General features: G+C 70.2%; 13 protein-coding genes. 8 read left to right on the forward strand and 5 right to left on the reverse strand.

Annotated features, from left to right (window positions below; genetic code table 11):
- Positions 1-75 precede the first annotated feature (75 nt).
- The 4 genes from OHS71_RS21290 to OHS71_RS21305 all read left to right on the forward strand — a co-directional run bounded on the left by OHS71_RS21290 (position 76) and on the right by OHS71_RS21305 (position 7454).
- Positions 76-1584, forward strand: coding sequence for a cytochrome ubiquinol oxidase subunit I (locus tag OHS71_RS21290; protein WP_328480966.1), 1509 nt, complete (start codon positions 76-78; stop codon positions 1582-1584).
- A 20-nt stretch (positions 1585-1604) separates the two neighbouring features.
- Complete coding sequence (gene cydB / locus OHS71_RS21295; protein ID WP_328480967.1) at positions 1605-2609, forward strand: cytochrome d ubiquinol oxidase subunit II; 1005 nt, start codon at positions 1605-1607, stop codon at positions 2607-2609.
- A 93-nt stretch (positions 2610-2702) separates the two neighbouring features.
- Complete coding sequence (gene cydD / locus OHS71_RS21300; protein ID WP_328480968.1) at positions 2703-6191, forward strand: thiol reductant ABC exporter subunit CydD; 3489 nt, start codon at positions 2703-2705, stop codon at positions 6189-6191.
- 396 nt (positions 6192-6587) lie between these two features.
- Positions 6588-7454 (forward strand): AraC family transcriptional regulator, encoded by an 867-nt coding sequence (locus OHS71_RS21305; protein ID WP_328480969.1) that lies wholly within the window; start codon positions 6588-6590, stop codon positions 7452-7454.
- A 17-nt stretch (positions 7455-7471) separates the two neighbouring features.
- On the opposite strand, the gene OHS71_RS21310 is transcribed toward OHS71_RS21305, so the two are convergent.
- The 5 genes from OHS71_RS21310 to OHS71_RS21330 all read right to left on the reverse strand — a co-directional run bounded on the left by OHS71_RS21310 (position 7472) and on the right by OHS71_RS21330 (position 12504).
- On the reverse strand, positions 7472-8359 hold the full coding sequence (locus tag OHS71_RS21310; RefSeq protein WP_328480970.1) for a Cof-type HAD-IIB family hydrolase: 888 nt from the start codon (positions 8357-8359) through the stop codon (positions 7472-7474).
- 71 nt (positions 8360-8430) lie between these two features.
- Positions 8431-9333: an LLM class flavin-dependent oxidoreductase gene (locus tag OHS71_RS21315; protein ID WP_328480971.1), complete on the reverse strand. Its 903-nt coding sequence runs from the start codon at positions 9331-9333 to the stop codon at positions 8431-8433.
- A 42-nt stretch (positions 9334-9375) separates the two neighbouring features.
- A complete protein-coding gene (locus tag OHS71_RS21320; RefSeq protein ID WP_328480972.1) occupies positions 9376-9819 on the reverse strand; it encodes a hypothetical protein in 444 nt (147 codons plus the stop codon).
- 50 nt (positions 9820-9869) lie between these two features.
- Positions 9870-10418 carry an RNA 2'-phosphotransferase gene (locus tag OHS71_RS21325; protein WP_366882579.1) on the reverse strand — a complete coding sequence of 183 codons (549 nt, stop codon included), beginning with the start codon at positions 10416-10418 and terminating at the stop codon, positions 9870-9872.
- 262 nt (positions 10419-10680) lie between these two features.
- On the reverse strand, positions 10681-12504 hold the full coding sequence (locus OHS71_RS21330) for an SDR family oxidoreductase (protein WP_328480974.1): 1824 nt from the start codon (positions 12502-12504) through the stop codon (positions 10681-10683).
- Between the two features lie 330 nt (positions 12505-12834).
- On the opposite strand from OHS71_RS21330, the gene OHS71_RS21335 reads away from it, so the two are divergent.
- Genes OHS71_RS21335 through OHS71_RS21350 form a run of 4 tightly spaced genes read left to right on the forward strand, consistent with a single transcriptional unit; the run spans position 12835 to position 16349 of the window.
- Positions 12835-13812 (forward strand): ABC transporter ATP-binding protein, encoded by a 978-nt coding sequence (locus OHS71_RS21335; RefSeq protein ID WP_328484584.1) that lies wholly within the window; start codon positions 12835-12837, stop codon positions 13810-13812.
- Positions 13802-14710 (forward strand): ABC transporter permease, encoded by a 909-nt coding sequence (locus tag OHS71_RS21340; RefSeq protein ID WP_328480975.1) that lies wholly within the window; start codon positions 13802-13804, stop codon positions 14708-14710. Before OHS71_RS21335 ends, OHS71_RS21340 begins: the two co-directional genes overlap by 11 nt.
- Positions 14707-15618: an ABC transporter ATP-binding protein gene (locus tag OHS71_RS21345; protein WP_328480976.1), complete on the forward strand. Its 912-nt coding sequence runs from the start codon at positions 14707-14709 to the stop codon at positions 15616-15618. The genes OHS71_RS21340 and OHS71_RS21345 overlap by 4 nt, the downstream gene beginning before the upstream one ends.
- An 11-nt stretch (positions 15619-15629) precedes the next feature.
- Complete coding sequence (locus OHS71_RS21350; RefSeq protein WP_328480977.1) at positions 15630-16349, forward strand: ABC transporter permease; 720 nt, start codon at positions 15630-15632, stop codon at positions 16347-16349.
- Positions 16350-16420: the final 71 nt, after the last annotated feature.

Raw genomic sequence — 16420 nt, forward strand, 5'->3', positions numbered from 1 at the left:
CCGTGCGGCATACTTGCTTGTGAATGTGAACGCTTTCACAAGCGTGATCCACGAGCGTGAGTAAGGAGTGACGACGTGGACCTGGCTCTGGCGCCGGAGACCCTGGCGCGCTGGCAGTTCGGCATCACCACCGTCTACCACTTCCTCTTCGTCCCCCTGACGATCTCCCTCGCGGCCCTCACCGCCGGTCTGCAGACCGCCTGGGTGCGCACGGAGAACGAGAAGTACCTCAGGGCGACGAAGTTCTGGGGCAAGCTGTTCCTGATCAACATCGCGATGGGTGTCGTCACCGGCATCGTGCAGGAGTTCCAGTTCGGGATGAACTGGTCCGACTACTCACGCTTCGTCGGTGACGTCTTCGGCGCCCCGCTGGCCTTCGAGGCTCTGATCGCCTTCTTCTTCGAGTCCACCTTCATCGGCCTGTGGATCTTCGGCTGGGACAAGCTCCCGAAGAAGATCCACCTGGCCTGCATCTGGATGGTCTCGATCGGCACGATCCTCTCGGCGTACTTCATCCTCGCGGCCAACTCGTGGATGCAGCACCCCGTCGGGTACCGGATCAACAAGGAGAAGGGCCGAGCCGAGCTCACCGACTTCTGGGCCGTGCTGACCCAGAACACCGCGCTCAGTCAGGTCTTCCACACGATGTCCGCGGCCTTCCTGACCGGCGGCGCCTTCATGGTCGGCATTGCCGCCTTCCATCTGTACCGCAAGAGGCACATCCCGGTGATGAAGACCTCACTGCGGCTGGGCCTGGTCACCGTGGTCATCGCCGGCCTGCTCACCGCCATCAGTGGTGACACCCTCGGCAAGGTCATGTTCAAGCAGCAGCCGATGAAGATGGCCGCCGCCGAGGCGCTGTGGGACGGCGAGGCGCCCGCGCCGTTCTCGGTCTTCGCCTACGGAGACGTCGAGAAGGGACACAACAAGGTCGCCATCGAGATCCCGGGCCTGCTGTCCTTCCTCGCGAACGACGACTTCAGCTCGCATGTCCCCGGCATCAACGACGTGAACAAGGCCGAACAGGAGAAGTACGGCCCCGGCGACTACCGGCCCAACATCCCCGTGGCCTACTGGGGCTTCCGCTGGATGATCGGCTTCGGCATGTCGTCCTTCGCGATCGGCCTGGCCGGCCTGTGGCTCACCCGCAAGAAGTTCCTGCTGCCACAGCACCTGAGGGTCGGCGAGGACGAGGTGCCGCACGTGGTGCTGTTCAGGAACAAGGCGCTCGGCCCCAAGCTCACCAGGCTCTACTGGCTGGCGGCGATCTGGACCCTGGGCTTCCCGCTGATCGCCAACTCCTGGGGCTGGATCTTCACCGAGATGGGCCGTCAGCCCTGGGTCGTCTACGGCGTCCTCCAGACCCGTGACGCGGTCTCCCCCGGGGTCTCGCAGGGCGAGGTCCTCACGTCGATGATCGTCTTCACGGCGCTCTACGCGATCCTCGCCGTCATCGAGGTCAAGCTGCTGGCGAAGTATGTGAAGGCGGGCCCGCCCGAGCTCACCGAGGCCGACCTCAACCCGCCCACGAAGATCGGCGGCGACTCCCGGGACGCCGACAAGCCGATGGCCTTCTCCTACTAGGCCGAGGGAGCTGCACAGACATGGAACTGCACGACGTCTGGTTCGTCCTGATCGCCGTCCTGTGGACCGGCTACTTCTTCCTGGAGGGCTTCGACTTCGGGGTCGGCATCCTCACCAGGCTGCTCGCCCGGGACCGGCCCGAGCGGCGGGTGCTCATCAACACCATCGGGCCCGTCTGGGACGGCAACGAGGTGTGGCTGCTCACGGCGGGCGGTGCCACTTTCGCCGCCTTTCCCGAGTGGTACGCCACGCTCTTCTCGGGCTTCTACCTGCCGCTGCTGCTCATCCTCGTCTGCCTGATCGTCCGGGGTGTCGCCTTCGAGTACCGGGCGAAGCGTCCCGAGGAGAACTGGCAGCGCAACTGGGAGACCGCGATCTTCTGGACCTCGCTCCTTCCCGCCTTCCTGTGGGGCGTCGCCTTCGGCAACATCGTGGGGGGCGTCAAGATCGACCAGAACTTCGAGTACGTGGGCGACGTCTGGGACCTGCTCAACCCGTACGCGCTGCTCGGCGGTCTCGTGACCCTGACGCTGTTCACCTTCCACGGTGCGGTGTTCACGGCCCTCAAGACCGTCGGCGACATCCGGGAGCGGGCACGCAGGCTGGCGCTGAAGGTGGGGCTCGTGACCGCCGCGCTCGCCCTGGTCTTCCTGCTGTGGACGCAGATCGACGGCGGTGACGCCAAGAGCCTCGTCGCGCTGGTCGTGGCGGTCGGTGCCCTGGTGGCGGCGCTCGTCGCGAACCAGGCGGGACGCGAAGGCTGGTCGTTCGCGCTCTCCGGCATCACCATCGTGGCCGCCGTGGCGATGCTCTTCCTGACGCTCTTTCCGAACGTCATGCCGTCCTCGCTCAACGAGAGCTGGAGCCTCACGGTGACCAACGCCTCGTCCAGCCCGTACACCCTGAAGATCATGACCTGGTGCGCGGGCATCGCCACGCCGCTCGTGCTGCTCTACCAGAGTTGGACCTACTGGGTGTTCCGCAAGCGGATCGGTACGCAGCACATCGCCGAGGCCACGCACTGAGTCCGGAATGGGGTGTGTTTCACGTGAAACACACCCCATGGGGAGAGAGCGCGTTTCGCGTGAAACACGCTCTTTGAGAAGAGGGTGTTTCACGTGAAACCGATCGACCCGCGTCTCCTCCGGTATGCCCGCGCCACCCGCCTCTTCCTGGTGGCGGTCGTCGGCCTGGGCGCCGTCGGGGCGGCTCTGGTCATCACTCAGGCGATGCTCATCGCCGAGGTCGTGGTGGGCGCCTTCCAGCATGGCCTGTCCCTCAGCGAACTGCGCACTCCCCTATTGCTGTTGATGACGGTGGCGGTCGGCCGTGCGGTGGTCGCCTGGCTCACCGAACTGGCCGCGCACCGCGCGAGTGCCGCCGTAAAGTCGGAGCTGCGCAGGCGGCTGCTGGACCGGGCCACCGCGTTGGGACCGAACTGGCTCAGCGACCGGCGCACCGGTTCGCTGGTGGCACTCGCCACGCGGGGCGTGGACGCCCTGGACGACTACTTCTCCCGCTATCTGCCGCAGTTGGGGCTGGCGGTGGTCGTACCGGTCGCGGTACTCGCGCGGATCGTGACCGAGGACTGGGTGTCCGCCGCGATCATCGTCGGCACCCTGCCGCTCATCCCGGTCTTCATGATGCTGATCGGGTGGGCCACGCAGTCGCGGATGGACCGGCAGTGGCGACTGCTGTCCCGGCTGTCCGGACACTTCCTGGACGTCGTCGCCGGGCTGCCCACGCTCAAGGTGTTCGGGCGGGCCAAGGCGCAGGCCGAGTCGATCCGGCGCATCACCGGTGAGTACCGGCAGGCAACCATGCGGACACTTCGCATCGCCTTCATCTCGTCGTTCGCGCTGGAGTTGCTGTCGACGCTCTCGGTGGCCCTGGTGGCCGTGACGATCGGCATGCGACTCGTGCACGGCGAGATGGATCTGTACATCGGCCTGGTGATCCTGGTGCTCGCACCGGAGGCGTATCTCCCACTGCGCCAGGTCGGGGCGCAGTATCACGCGGCTGCCGAGGGGCTGGCCGCCGCCGAGGAGATCTTCGAGGTGCTGGAGACGCCGACCCCGCAGTCGGGCACGGCCGTGGTGTCCGCCGGGGGGATGACCTTCGAGAACGTCACCGTGCGCTACCCCGGACGCTCCGCCGACGCCGTCACGGACGTGTCGTTCACCGTCGAAGCCGGTGAGACGGTCGCGCTGGTCGGACCGAGCGGCGTGGGCAAGTCGACCCTGCTGAACACAGCGCTGGGCTTCGTGCGACCGGTCGAGGGCCGGGTGCTGGCCGGGGGAGTCGACCTCGCGTCGGCCGACCTGGAGCAGTGGCGGTCCCGGATCGCCTGGGTGCCGCAGCGTCCGCACCTCTACGCCGGGACGATCGACGAGAACGTCCGGCTGGCGCGTCCCGACGCCGACGACACGGCGGTACGCCAGGCGCTCGCGGACGCGGGGGCGCTGGAGTTCGTCGCAGCACTGCCCGCCGGAACCGACACCGTGCTCGGCGAGGACGGTGTCGGGCTGTCCGCCGGCCAGCGCCAGCGGCTGGCGCTGGCCAGGGCCTTCCTCGCGGACCGGCCCGTGCTGCTGCTGGACGAGCCGACGGCGGCGCTCGACGGGGAGACCGAGGCGGAGGTGGTGGCGGCCGTGCGGCGCCTCGCCGCCGGCCGGACGGTCCTGCTGATCGTGCACCGCCCGGCCCTACTGACGGTCGCGGACCGGGTGGTGCGGCTGGCCGGGGCCGGGACACCCGCGCCCGTGGAGCCCGCGCCCAAGAGGGCCCCCGCCCCGCCGGAAGAGGCCGCGCTTCTGACCGGAACCGGTGAGCCCGCGACGGAGCTTGCCGTGACCGGCGGCAATGTGCTCGCCCGGGTCCGGGCGACGGCCGGCGCCCGACGCGGCCGGCTCGTCCTCGCGCTGCTGCTCGGCAGCCTCGCCCTCGGCAGTGCCGTGGGTCTCATGGCCACCTCCGGATGGCTCATCTCGCGGGCCTCTCAGCAGCCGCCCGTGCTGTATTTGATGGTGGCTGTGACGGCGACCCGCACCTTCGGTCTCGGACGGGCGGTGTTCCGGTACGCGGAGCGGCTCGTGTCGCACGACGCCGTGCTGCGGATGCTGGCCGACACCCGTGTCGCCGTCTACCGGCGGCTGGAGCGGCTGGCACCCGCCGGGTTGAGCTCGGCGCGGCGGGGCGACCTGCTGACACGGCTGGTCGCCGACGTGGACGCCCTCCAGGACTACTGGCTGCGCTGGCTGCTGCCCGCCGGTTCCGCCGTCGTCGTCTCGGCCGGGTCCGTCGCCTTCACCGCATGGCTGCTGCCCGAGGCCGGTGCGGTGCTCGCCGCCGGCCTGCTGACGGCAGGGGTGGGGGTTCCCCTGATCACCGGCGCCGTGGCCCGCAGGGCCGAACGCCGCCTCGCCCCCGCCCGGGGAGTGCTGGCCACCCGCACGGCCGACCTGCTCACCGGTACCGCCGAACTGACCGTCGCGGGTGCGCTGCCCGTCCGTACCGCAGGGGTGCGCGCGGCCGACTCCGTGCTCACGCGGATCGCCTCCCGAGCCGCGACGGCCACCGCTCTCGGGGACGGCCTGACCGCACTGGTCTGCGGACTGACTGTCACGGCCGCCGCCCTCGTGGGCGCCGAGGCAGTCGCCGGCGGACGGCTGAGCGGGGTGACGATGGCCGTGGTCGTCCTCACCCCGCTGGCCGCCTTCGAAGCCGTCCTGGGGCTGCCCCTGGCCGTGCAGTACCGCCAGCGGGTACGCAGGAGCGCGGAGCGGGTGTACGAGGTCCTGGACTCCCCCGAGCCCGTCCGTGAGCCGGAGCGGCCCCTTCAGGCGCCCACGTCGCCTTTCCCGCTGGTCCTCGGAGGGCTGGCCGCCCGGCACTCCGGGCAGGGCCGGGACGCGCTGGCCGGAGTCGATCTCACCCTGACGCAGGGCCGCCGGATCGCCGTCGTCGGGCCCTCCGGCTCCGGCAAGACCACGCTCGCGCAGGTGCTGCTGCGGTTCCTGGACGCCGGCGCGGGCTCGTACACACTCGGCGGGGTGGACGCCTACGCCCTGGACGGTGACGACGTACGCAGGCTCGTCGGGCTGTGCGCGCAGGACGCGCATCTCTTCGACAGCTCGGTCCGCGAGAACCTGCTGCTCGCGAAGAAGGCGGCGAGCGAGGAGGAACTGCGGGACGCGCTGGCCAGGGCCCGGCTGCTGGAGTGGGCCGACGGCCTGCCCGTCGGGCTCGACACGCTCGTCGGCGAGCACGGTGCCCGCTTGTCCGGTGGGCAGCGGCAGCGGCTCGCGCTGGCCCGGGCGCTGCTCGCCGACTTCCCCGTCCTGGTGCTCGACGAGCCCGCCGAGCACCTGGACCTGCCGACCGCCGACGCGCTCACGCAGGACCTGCTGACCGCCACCGAGGGCCGGACGACCCTGCTCATCACTCATCGGCTCGCCGGTCTCGAGGCGGTCGACGAGGTGATCGTGCTGGACGGGGGACGGGTGGTCCAACGGGGCTCCTACGCGGCGCTGGTGGCCGTGGACGGGCCGCTGCGCAGGATGGCCGAGCGGGAGGAGGCCACGGAACTGCTGGTGGGGGCAGGATGATCGACGCACGCAGTCCGGCCCGGGCAGCAACCTCGCGGGCGGGCCTTCGGCGTCCTCGGGACGGGCGCCCTCCGTACCGGGCCATCGGGTGCGGCCATCCCCCAGGCGTACGACGTGAGCGGGACCAGAGGCCGTAGCGGGCTCGGGCTGCGCGGTGTGAGGCGGGGCGGTGTAGGCAGCGGGGCGGTGCCTCGCGAGGGCCCGGAGGCGAATGTCTCACCCCTGAACGTCGGGAGACACCCCGCCACGAGAGCCGAAGCCGACCGCCCGGACCCCGTGCCGGCGGCGACGGCGGTGGGGGTTGCCTGGCGCCCGACTTCATCGGGCACAGGATGTCGGGTCGGCCGGAGGGTTGCCGCCTAGCGTGGTGATCGCAACGGCGGAAGGAGACCGGGAGTGCTGGAGCGGCTCAACCAGGCCATGGACGACATCGAGGGCCACCTCGACGAGTCGATCGACGTGGGGGCGCTGGCGCGCGCCGCGGCCACCTCGGAGTACCACCTGCGCCGGATGTTCTCCGCGCTCGCGGGGATGCCCTTGTCGGAGTACATCCGGCGTCGGCGGCTCACCGTCGCGGGCGCCGAGGTGCTCTCCGGGGACGACTCGCTGCTGGAGATCGCGGTCCGCTACGGCTACGGCTCCGGCGAGGCGTTCGCGCGGGCCTTCCGGGCCGTCCACGGTGTCGGACCCGGTGAGGCCCGCCGCACCGGCGCCGCGCTGGTCTCACAGCCCCGGTTGACCTTCCGCCTCACCGTCGAAGGGAGCAGCAGCATGCGCTATCGCGTAGTGGACCGGCCGGACTTCACCGTCGCCGGCCTCAAGGCCCGGGTGCCCTTGGTGCACTTGGGACCGAACCAGGCGATCATCGACTTCGTCCGGGGGATCGACCCGCGGACCCTGGAGCGCCTGGAGAAGCTGTCGGACCAGGAGCCGCAGGGCATCGTGGCGGTCTGCGACGACCTGGATCCGAGCCGGGCCGAGGGCACGGAACTCGACTACTACCAAGGGGTGATCACGTCCGCGGCCGCCCCCGAGGGCACGGTCTCCCTGGCCGTCCCGGCGGGTACCTGGGCCGTCTTCACCACTTCGGGGCCGGCGCCCCGAGCCATCCAGGAGCTGTGGCGGGACGTCTACACGCAGTGGTTCCCGTCGAATCCGTACCGCGGCCGCCCCGGTCCGGAGATCCTGCGCACCCGCCTGGCGGCGGACGGGACCGAGGCCGAGGCCGAACTGTGGCTGCCGGTGGAGCGGGAGCAGGGTTGACGCCCCGGCGGAGAGGGCTATCGGCGCTCGGCGATCAGCCGCTCGATGACGACGGCGACCCCGTCCTCGTTGTTGGCGACGGTGTGTCCGGAGGCCGCCGCGAGCACTTCGGGGTGCGCGTTGCCCATCGCGTACGACCGGCCGGCCCAGGTGAGCATCTCGACGTCGTTGGGCATGTCCCCGAACGCGACGACCTCCTCGTGGGAGATGCCGCGTTCCGCGCAGCACAGGGCGAGCGTGCTGGCCTTGGAGACGTCCGGGCCGCTGATCTCCAGCAGGGCGCTGGGGCTGGAGCGGGTCACGTTGGCGCGCTCCCCGATGGCCAGCCGGGCGAGCGTGAGGAAGGCGTCGGGGTCGATCGTCGGGTGGAACGCGAGGATCTTCAGCACCGGCTCACCGGCCCCGGGCGCGTCCGGCGCCAGCAGCCGCTCGGCCGAGGCGAGCGAGTCGGGGATCTCCATGTGCATCTTCGGATACTCCGGCTCCTGGTAGAAGCCGTACGTCTGCTCGATCGCGTACACGGTCCCGGGCGCCGCCTCCCGCAGCAGCCGTACGGCGTCCAGCGCGTTCTCCCGTGCCAGCTCGCGCACCTTCACGAACTTGTGGGCGCCGGGGCCGCCGTGCAGGTCGACCACGGCCGCACCGTTGCCGCAGATCGCCAGACCGTGACCGTGGACGTGGTCACTGACGACGTCCATCCAGCGGGCCGGGCGGCCGGTGACGAAGAAGACCTCGATGCCCGCCTCCTCGGCGGCGGCGAGGGCGGCGACCGTGCGCGGCGAGACCGACTTGTCGTCGCGCAGCAGGGTGCCGTCGAGATCGGTGGCGATCAGCCGCGGCGGGAGGGCGGCGGCCGGGGTCTCGGGCTGTCGAGTCGCTGAGGTCACCGAGCCATTCTCCCGCATATGCCCGAACGCTCGTGGGCCAGCCCGCACACAGGAGACCCCGGCCCGGCGCGAATGACCTGATGCCGAGGTCAGCGCAGTTGCGCCGGGGCCTCCATGGCGATCTGCTCGAAGACCTTCTCGTCCGCGGCGAAGACGGAGTCGGCGATGGGCCAGTGGACCACGATCTCCGTGAAGCCGAGTTCCCGGTGCCTGCCCGCGAAGTCGACGAAGGCGTCCAGGGACTCCAGCGGACGTCCGCGGTCCGGGGTGAACCCCGTGAGCAGGATCTTGTCCAGCTCCTGCACGTCCCGCCCGCTCGCGGCACAGGCGTCGGTGAGCTTCTCGACCTGGCCGCGAATGGCCTGAACCGACTGCTCGGGCGTGCCGTCCTCGTACAGCTTGGGATCGCCCGTGGTCACCCAGGCCTGTCCGTACCGAGCCGCGAGCCGCAGCCCGCGGGGCCCGGTCGCGGCGACCGCGAAGGGCAGGCGGGGACGCTGGACGCAGCCCGGGATGTTCCGCGCCTCGTGCGCCGAGTAGTAGTCACCCTCGTACGACACCGAGTCCGCGGTGAGCAGCCGGTCCAGCAGCGGTACGAACTCGGCGAGACGGTCGGCCCGCTCGCGCGGGGTCCACGGTTCCTGGCCGAGGGCGGTGGCGTCGAAGCCGGTGCCGCCCGCGCCGATCCCCAGGGTCACCCGGCCGCCACTCACGTCGTCCAGGGAGATCAGTTCCTTGGCGAGGGTCACCGGATGCCGGAAGTTGGGCGAGGTGACCAGCGTTCCCAGGCGCAGACGGTCGGTGACGGCCGCGGCGGCGGTCAGCGTGGGGACCGCACCGAACCACGGGCCGTCGCGGAAGGTGCGCCAGGACAGGTGGTCGTAGGTGTACGCGCTGTGGAAGCCGAGCTGCTCGGCCCGCGTCCAGAGGGCACGGCCCCCCTCGTTCCAGCGCAGGTACGGGAGGATCACGGTGCTCAGACGCAGACTCATGGCATCGAGCCTATGCGGATGAGCGTGTTTCACGTGAAACAGTCACCGTACGCGGCCGCTCAGCCACGGGCTGAGGCCGACCAGGATGAATTCCTTGTGCACGCGATCACGCGGCAGCGGCACCACCAGGAAGTAGCCGGGCGGGAAGCGCCGGGACTTCACCCAGGCGTGGCCCTCGTAGAGGGAGCGGAGAAAGGCGGGGACGTCGTCCCGCTCGATGTCGGGGCACTCCACGCCGTCGACCGAGATCAGGGCGTCGTCGTCGGGGTAGAGCCGCACACTCACGCTGGGCCGGCCGCCGAGCTCGACGTAGGCCTCGTGCGGCAGTGAGCCGTCCGGGTCGGTGGTGACGCCCACGCCGGCCGAGGTGCGGCGGGAGGTCTGGTCGGCGCCGATGTCGTGGGTGACCTCGATCTCGAGGGCGTACTCGGCGGCGATCACACGGAGGGCGGCGACGGCAGCCTCGGTGGAGGGGAGGTGGTCCATACCTGTGATCATGCCGAAGTGAGACGGGGGCGGGGGCCGGAAAGCGCGTCTCAGTGCCGCTCGGGGAAGCGCAGGTATGCCGCGGGTACGGCCTTCGTCAGCCATACCCCGTTCGCGCTGACCTGGAAGACGTGGCCGTCACGGTGCATGGCCGCCGCGTCGACGGCGAGGACCACCGGGCGGCCACGGCGCGCTCCGACCCGCGTCGCGGTCTCCCGGTCGGGCGAGAGGTGCACGTCATGGCGGTTCATGGGCCGCAGCCCCTCGGCGCGGATCGCGTCCAGATGGCGGGCCACCGTCCCGTGGTACAGGTACGACGGCGGGGTCGCCGCGGGCAGCCCGAGGTCGACCTCGACGCTGTGGCCCTGGCTGGCGCGGATCCGCGTTCCCTCGACGGCGAAGCGCTTCTTGTCGTTGGCCGCGACGACATGGTCCAGTTCGTCACGGGTGAAGGGGAAGCCGTGCGCGGAGCTCGCCGCGATCAGATCGTCGATCTCCACCCAGCCGGCCTCGTCCAGGGTGAGCCCCACGCGCTCGGGCTGGTGCCGCAGGTGCTTCGAGAGGTACTTCGACACCTTCACGGTGCGTCTTTCGTTCATGTCCTTCTCGTTCATCCGCTCAGCATGACGCGAGAGACGCAGATCACGCATTCGGTTGTGAAGTCAAGGTTTGATCCACAAGCAACCAGGGTTATCCACAGACCAGTTGGCGCTTCTGTGGACAACGGGCGGTCACATCACCCGACTTCGCCGGAACGCCCTGACTCAGCCGGACTTGGGGCAGTGCGGCCCAACGACCCCTGTCCAGACCCCACCTGGGGAACATCCCGACGGGCCAGACCCGTTCGACCACCACCGCGATTCACACGGACGGACCCAGCCGCGCCAGTGCCCTCAACGCCCCTGGCAGGAAGCGTGACAGCGCATAGGCGCCCCGCGCCTCGACGGTGACCGGAACCACCGCCTCGTTGAGCGTGACCGCCCGCAGGATGGCGCTCGCGACCTTCTCGGGCGGGTAGTTGCGGATCCCGTACGCGCGCGTGGAGCGCTTCTGGCGGCGCCGTTCCTCCTCCGCGTCCACCCCCACGAAGGCTGCGGTGGCAGTGATGTTGGTCCTCACCAGACCGGGACATATGGCCGTGACGCCGATGTCCTGGCCGGCCAGTTCCGCGCGCAGACACTCGCTGAGCATCAGGACGGCCGCCTTGGAGGTGCTGTAGGCGGGCAGCGTCCGGGACGGCAAGTAGGCGGCCGCCGAAGCGGTGTTGACGATGTGGCCACCCTGGCCGCGCTCCGCCATCTGCCGGCCGAAGAGACGGCAACCGTGGATGACGCCCCACAGGTTGACGTCCAGGATCTTGCGCCAGTCCTCGGACGTCGTGTCGAAGAAGGAACCCGACATCCCGATACCCGCGTTGTTCACCAGCACGTCCACCACGCCGTGTTGTGCGAGGACCCGCTCTGCGAGCTTCTCCATCGCCCGCTCGTCGGAGACGTCCACCGCCTCCGCCCAGGCCCCGGCCGCGCCGATCAGGCGGCATCTCTCGGCCGTGTCGGCCGCGCCCTGCGCGTCCCGGTCGACGGCTATGACGCGGGCGCCCGCCTCGGCGAACGCGAACGCCGTGGCCCGGCCGATGCCGCTCGCCGCCCCGGTGAGCAGCACCAACTGACCGCCGAAACGCTCGGCATGCCCGTTGTCGGCGACCCTGCCCACCGACCGCCGCGTGCTGCTCCGGCGGCTCACTCCCGCCGTCTCGACCGCACCGTGCCCTTGCCGTTCTCCCTCGACCGACGTTACGAAGTCGTTGATCCAGGAGGCCAGTTGATCGGGCCTGGTACGCGGGACCCAGTGCCCGGTCGACAGGGTGCGCCGGGTCAACCGGGGCACCCATTCCTCCAGTTCGTCGTACAGCCGCTCCGACAGGAACCGGTCCCCCGTGGGCGTGATGAGCTGCACGGGCACGTGCGCGTGCGCGTCGGGGCGCGGCCGACGCAGCCGGGTCCGTACGTTGTCCCGGTACAACCAGGCCCCGTTGGCCGCGTCCGACGGCAGCGAGGGCGTCGGGTAGTCACCGGCGGGTACCTTCTCGATGCGCCGCAGGATGCCCGGCCAGCGCCTGCCGAGCGGACCGCGCCAGGCCAGTTCGGGCAGAGCGGGCGTGTGCAGCAGGTACACGTACCAGGATTTGGCGCCCTGGCCGAGCAGTTGGCCGATCCTGCGCGGGGTCGGCCTGGCCAGACGCTTGTCGATCCAGTGCCCGAAGTGGTCGAGCGACGGCCCGGACATCGAGGTGAAGGACGCGATGCGGCCCCTGGTGCGCTCGACCGTGACGAACTCCCAGGACTGCACCGAGCCCCAGTCGTGCCCCACGAGATGCACCGGCCGGTCCGGGCTGACCGCGTCCGCCACCGCCAGGAAGTCGTCCGTGAGCTTCTCCAGGGTGAACCCGCCCCGCAGCGGCTTCGGCACGCCGGAACGGCCGTGACCCCGGACGTCGTACAGCACCACATGCAGCCCGTGGCGGTCCGCCAGCCGGGACGCCGCCTCGGCCCACACCTCCTTGCTGTCCGGGTAGCCGTGCACCAGGACGACCGTCGGCCGTCCGGGATCCCCCAGCTCGGCGACGCACAGCTCGATCCCGCCCGTCCGCACCCGCCGCTCACGCACGCCCTCCGGCAACGTCACTTCCCCCCTGCCTTCCCTTCCGCTTCCGGCCGGCGCCGGGAAACGGAGAGTCCGTGTGCCCCTGCCGTTGGCGCCGCTGTCATGCCACTCGGGTACCCCCGTCCGCGCCGACCGCGCTACGTGTCCGTCATGTGGCATCGCCGAATGTGGCAGTTGTTAGAGACCGCGTCAACAGGAGGATCCGGAGCTTGTGGAAAACCCGACGACAGCGCCCCGTAGCTCTCAGGCATGGCATCCCCTACGTGCCCGTACATCTGAGGTCTGAGGTGAAGACGGCTCTGAAGTCTGACGATTTTCGTGGTGTGCGTCACTAATTTCGATGACGTGACTGTGATCGCGACCGAAAGCCTGAGCAAGCGGTTCCCCCGGGTGACCGCTCTTGACCGGCTCTCCCTGGACGTCGGGCCCGGTGTGACCGGCCTCGTCGGAGCCAACGGGGCCGGCAAGTCCACACTTATCAAGATCCTTCTGGGTCTGTCGCCCGCCACGGAGGGCCGCGCCGAGGTGCTCGGCCTCGACGTCGCGAGCAGGGGCGCCGACATCCGCGAGCGGGTCGGCTACATGCCGGAACACGACTGCCTGCCGCCCGACGTCTCGGCCACCGAGTTCGTCGTGCACATGGCCCGCATGTCCGGCCTGCCGCCCACCGCGGCGCGTGAGCGCACCGCCGACACGCTGCGCCATGTCGGTCTGTACGAGGAGCGCTACCGCCCCATCGGCGGCTACTCCACCGGCATGAAGCAGCGCGTGAAGCTCGCCCAGGCCCTCGTCCACGACCCGCAGCTGGTGTTCCTGGACGAACCGACCAACGGCCTCGACCCGGTCGGCCGGGACGAGATGCTCGGGCTCATCCGCCGTATCCACACCGACTTCGGCATCTCGGTCCTGGTCACCTCACATCTGCTGGGCGAACTGGAGCGCACCTGCGACCACGTCGTCGTCGTCGACGGCGGCAAGCTCCTGCGCTCCAGCTCCACCACCGACTTCACCCAGACCACGACCACCCTCGCCATCGAGGTCACCGACACCGACGCCCAGCCGGACGGCACCCGCGCGGTCCGCGAGGCGCTGCACGCGCGCGGGGTGGAGGTTCTGGACGCCAACAGCGGCCTGCCGGGCGCCGGCCATGTCCTGCTGCTGACCGCTCAGAGCGAGGACACGTACGACGTCGTCCGGGACGTGGTCGCCGACCTCGGCCTCGGCCTGGTGCGCATGGAACAGCGCAGGCACCACATCTCCGAGGTTTTCACGGACGCCGACACCAGCAACGACCAGCAGCGGAAGGAGACCGTCGGCCATGGCAGTTGAGCACCCGGTCACCGCCCCCTCGGGTGACCAGACCCGCATCCACAACATCGGCTACCGCAGCTACGACGGGCCCCGCCTGGGCCGCGCCTACGCGCGCCGCTCCCTCTACTCGCAGTCCCTGCGCGGCGCCTACGGCCTCGGCCGCTCGGTGAAGTCCAAGGTGCTGCCCATGCTGCTGTTCGTGGTGATGTGCGTCCCCGCGGCCATCATGGTCGCGGTCGCCGTCGCCACGAAGGCCAAGGAACTGCCCGTCGACTACACGCGCTACGCGATCATCATGCAGGCCGTCATCAGCCTGTACGTCGCCTCGCAGGCCCCCCAGTCCGTCTCGCGGGACCTGCGCTTCAAGACCGTGCCGCTGTACTTCTCCCGGCCCATCGAGACCGCCGACTACGTGCGCGCCAAGTTCGCGGCGCTGGCCTCGGCGCTCTTCGTGCTCACCGCCGCCCCACTGCTGGTTCTGTACATCGGCGCGCTGCTGGCCAAGCTGGACTTCGCCGACCAGACCAAGGGATTCGCTCAAGGACTCGTCTCCGTGGCCCTGCTCTCGCTGCTCTTCGCCGGCCTCGGCCTGGTCATCGCCTCGGTGACCCCGCGGCGCGGGTTCGGTATCGCCGCCGTCATCGCCGTCCTGACCATCTCCTACGGCGCCGTCTCCACGCTCCAGGCCATCGCCGAGGCGCAGGACAGCACCGGTTCCATTCCCTGGATCGGCCTGTTCTCACCGGTCACCCTCATCGACGGCGTGCAGTCGGCGTTCCTGGGCGCCTCCTCGGCCTTCCCGGGCGCTGTCGGCCCGACCAACGGGGAGGGCGCCGTCTACGTCCTCGTCCTCCTCGGTCTCATCGCCGCGAGCTACGGCCTCCTGATGCGCCGCTACCGAAGGGTCGGACTGTGACCACGCTCAGCATCGATCACGTCTCCCGCTGGTTCGGCAACGTGGTCGCCGTCAACGACATCACCATGACCATCGGCCCCGGCGTCACCGGCCTGCTCGGTCCCAACGGCGCCGGGAAGTCCACCCTCATCAACATGATGGGCGGCTTCCTGGCCCCCTCCACGGGCACGGTCACCCTCGACGGACAGCCGGTCTGGCGCAACGAGGCCATCTACAAGCACATCGGCATCGTCCCCGAGCGCGAGGCGATGTACGACTTCCTCACCGGCCGCGAGTTCGTCGTCGCCAACGCCGAGTTGCACGGCCTGGGCGCCAAGGCCGCCCAGAAGGCGCTGGCCACGGTCGAGATGGAGTACGCGCAGGACCGCAAGATCTCCACGTACTCCAAGGGCATGCGGCAGCGCGTGAAGATGGCCAGCGCCCTCGTGCACGAACCGTCGCTGCTGCTGCTCGACGAGCCGTTCAACGGCATGGACCCGCGCCAGCGCATGCAGCTCATGGACCTGCTGCGGCGCATGGGCGACGAGGGCCGCACCGTGCTGTTCTCCTCGCACATCCTCGAAGAGGTCGAGCAACTCGCCTGGCACATCGAGGTCGTCGTCGCGGGCCGGCACGCCGCCAGCGGTGACTTCCGCAGGATCCGCCGTCTGATGACCGACCGGCCGCACCGCTATCTGGTGCGTTCCAGCGACGACCGCGCCCTCGCGGCAGCGCTGATCGCCGACCCGTCGACGTCCGGCATCGAAGTCGACCTCGCCGAAGGTGCCTTGCGCATCCAGGCCGTCGACTTCGGCCGATTCACCGCCCTGTTGCCGAGGGTCGCCAAAGACCACGGCATCCGGCTGCTGACGGTCTCGCCGTCCGACGAGTCCCTCGAGTCCGTCTTCTCGTATCTCGTCGCGGCGTAGGAGGCCGAAAGATGTACGACCCCACAGTCGCCCGGCTCACCTATCGAGCCCTGCTCGGCCGCCGCCGGGCCCTCATCCTGGGCGCCCTGCCCCTTCTGCTGATCGCCATCTCCGTGGTGGTGCGCGGCCTCGCGGGCGCCGACGACCAGACGGCGTCCGACCTGCTCGGCGGCCTGGCCCTCGCCACCATGGTGCCGATCATCGGCGTCATCGCGGGCACGGGCGCGATCGGCCCGGAGATCGACGACGGCTCCGTGGTGTACCTGCTCTCCAAGCCGCTGAAGCGGCCGACGATCATCTTCACCAAGCTGATCGTGGCCGTCGCGGTGACGATGGTGTTCTCCGCGCTGCCCACGCTCATCGCCGGTTTCATCCTCAACGGCAACGGCCAGCAGATCGCCGTCGCCTACACGGTGGCCGCGCTGGTCTCCTCCATCGCCTACGCGGCGGTCTTCCTGCTGCTGGGCACGGTGTCCCGGCACGCGGTGGTCTTCGGCCTCGTCTACGCCCTTGTCTGGGAGGCCCTGTTCGGGTCGCTGGTGCCGGGCGCGCGCACGCTCAGCGTCCAGCAGTGGTCGCTGGCCGTCGCCCACAAGGTGGCCGGCGGGGACCTCGTCACCTCCGACGTCGGTCTGACCACGGCGACGGTCCTGCTGGTCGTGGTGACCGTCCTGGCCACCTGGTTCGCGGGGCAGAAGCTGCGGGCGCTGAAGCTCGCCGGAGAGGAGTGAGCGGCCCCGGCGGGCGGCGACCGCTGGTTCTTGACGGCGGCTTCACCTGTGCCCCGACACACTGGGCGAAG

This window comes from Streptomyces sp. NBC_00377, assembly GCF_036075115.1.
Classification (GTDB): Bacteria; Actinomycetota; Actinomycetes; order Streptomycetales; family Streptomycetaceae; genus Streptomyces.